The organism is Candidatus Limnocylindrus sp. (genome assembly GCF_040397215.1).
GTDB lineage: Bacteria > Chloroflexota > Limnocylindria > Limnocylindrales > Limnocylindraceae > Limnocylindrus.
On sequence record NZ_JBBAWK010000019.1, the window covers coordinates 13,716 to 16,013 of the forward strand.

General features: G+C 64.6%; 3 protein-coding genes and 2 tRNA genes. All 5 read left to right on the forward strand.

Going from position 1 to position 2,298, the window contains the following annotated elements; genetic code table 11:
- Window positions 1-99 precede the first annotated feature (99 nt).
- Entirely contained in the window at window positions 100-774 is a 675-nt protein-coding gene (locus tag AC3LCN_RS05105) for an HAD family hydrolase (RefSeq protein WP_488648997.1), read from the forward strand.
- Between the two features lie 39 nt (window positions 775-813).
- A tRNA-Ser gene (locus AC3LCN_RS05110) sits at window positions 814-906 on the forward strand.
- Between the two features lie 26 nt (window positions 907-932).
- A tRNA-Arg gene (locus AC3LCN_RS05115) sits at window positions 933-1,008 on the forward strand.
- 27 nt (window positions 1,009-1,035) lie between these two features.
- On the forward strand, window positions 1,036-1,923 hold the full coding sequence (locus AC3LCN_RS05120) for an NAD(P)-dependent oxidoreductase (RefSeq protein ID WP_488648998.1): 888 nt from the start codon (window positions 1,036-1,038) through the stop codon (window positions 1,921-1,923).
- On the forward strand, window positions 1,920-2,298 hold a 379-nt coding region (locus AC3LCN_RS05125), incomplete at its 3' end, for a PPOX class F420-dependent oxidoreductase (protein ID WP_488648999.1). The genes AC3LCN_RS05120 and AC3LCN_RS05125, both read left to right, overlap by 4 nt.

Genomic DNA, 2,298 nt, shown 5'->3' on the forward strand with positions numbered 1-2,298 from the left:
TGCGAAGAAGAAGTAACTTTTAACGATCCGTCGAGGATCGTTCGAGAGGCGTCCAGGGCAACCTGGGCGCCTCTCTCTTTTTCCCCGCATACTTAACCCATGACCCGACCAATCGTTGTCAGCGACATGGACGGCACGCTTACAACCGCCGAAACCTGGCGTGGCGTGCACCAATGGATCCGCGCGAACTACCCGAGCCCGGCAGCACGCCGGTTCATTACCGTGCGATTACCGATCGTCTTTCTCGCACGCTCCGGCCTCATGAATAAGGAGCGCTTTCGCGCCCGCTGGCTCGAGGATCAAACGAAGCTCCTGCGCGGCGTCCCACAAGAGCAGCTCGCGGCCATGGGGGAGTGGGTCGTAGAGCACCACCTCTGGCCAGCCCGACGCGTCGAAGCGGTCACCGCAGTGCAGGCAACACTCGCCACGGCACAAGCAACCGACCCAAGCACTGAACTCGTTCTCGCAACGGGCGGCTATCAACCGATCGCCGCGGCGTTTGCAAAAAGGCTCGGAGCCACCATCGCACTCGGCACCCCATTTGAAGTGATCAACGGAATTTCAACAGGCAAACTCGCCGCGCCAACGCAATCGGGCGAAGAGAAGGCACGGGCGGCACTCGCCTGCGCCGACGGTGGTCGCATCGTGGCCGCCTTCGGCGATACGGCGGCCGACATCCCGCTGCTGAAACTGGCGGAGCGCGCCGTGGCGGTGGCTCCTGACAGCGCACTTGCCCTCGAAGCCGCCCGCGCGGGCTGGGAGCGCCTCGGCTAGCGTTCAGCGGGTGATTCTGGGATACTCGCGCTCGGTCTCGGAGAGGTCGCATAGAGGTCTAGTGCAGCGGTTTGCTAAACCGCCACGTGGGGTTTTCCTGCGTCGAGGGTTCGAATCCCTCCCTCTCCGCCAGCCGTTGTACGCTGCACATCGCAGATGCGCCCGTAGCTCAGTGGATAGAGCGTTAGGTTGCGGACCTAAAGGTCGTGGGTTCGAGTCCCGCCGGGCGCACCAATTTCCCGCCCTCCTTATAGTTAAGCCATGAGTCGCGTTGCCGTTCTCGGGTTAGGCACCATGGGCGCCCCTATTGCTGGGCACCTCGCCGCCGCTGGGCACAGTGTGCAGGCCTGGAACCGCGGCACGCATCGCACCGCACCTGCAAGCACCACACAACACACATCACTCACCGATGCCCTCACCGGCGCCGATGCCGTGGTGCTCTCCGTCTCCGATACGCCCGATGTTGAGGCGCTGCTGCTCGGCGCACCGGGCCAGCCTGGCGCGATTGACCTACTGAAGTCGGGCGCAATCATCATCGACACCAGCACCATCGCCCCACGCGCCACGCGCGAGATGGGGGAGCTGCTCGCCAAGAAGGGCATCCTGATGGTTGACGCGCCCGTGAGCGGCGGCAGCGAAGGCGCCCAGAAGGGGACCCTCACCGTCTTCCTCGGCGGCACCCCCGAAGCGGTCAGCGCAGCGCTCCCTTATATCGAGACGTTCGCCAAAACGATTACGCACCTTGGCCCACTCGGTTCGGGGCAGGTCGGCAAGGCGGTCAACCAGATCGTGATTTCTGGAACGTACCTCTCGCTCGCTGAGGGGATCCTGGTGGGGCAGAAGGCCGGCCTCGACCCACAAACCCTCGTCACCGCATTGAGCGGCGGATCGGCGCGCTCGTGGGCGCTCGAGAATCGCTGGGAGCGCATGGCGAACGACACCTACCCACTCGGCTTCAAGGTGTCGCTGCACCGCAAAGACCTCGGCATCGCCATCGGCCTTGCCGACGAGCTGAACGTGCCGGTGCCCACCGCGATGCTCGTGGCGCATCTTGAAGATGAGCTGATCAAGACGGGCCACGGTGATGAGGACCTCTCGGCGCTTGCGCGACGCCTGCGCGACATTGCCAACGAGATCGACCCGGCGTGAGCGCTGAGCGCGACGCCGTCCTCTCCGCGCAGTACGTCGCCCTCACCACCTATCGCCGCGACGGCACCCCCGTCACCACCCCGGTGTGGGCGGCGGCAGAGGGCACAAGCCTCTATTTGTTTAGCAATGCCAAAGCGGGCAAGGTGAAGCGTCTGCGCAACAGCAGTCGCGCCGCCGTTGCCCCCTGCACGGCAACCGGCACGATCACCGGCACACAGCTCCACGCCGAAGCGTTCAACCTCGCCAGCGACCAGATGCCAAAGGTCTGGAAGCTCCTGACCAAGAAGTACGGCATGGCCGTACGCCTCTTTATTGCCTACGACCGCGCCCGCGCGCTCCTGCGCATGCAGCCCAGCGCTGGCATTGAGGTTCGGC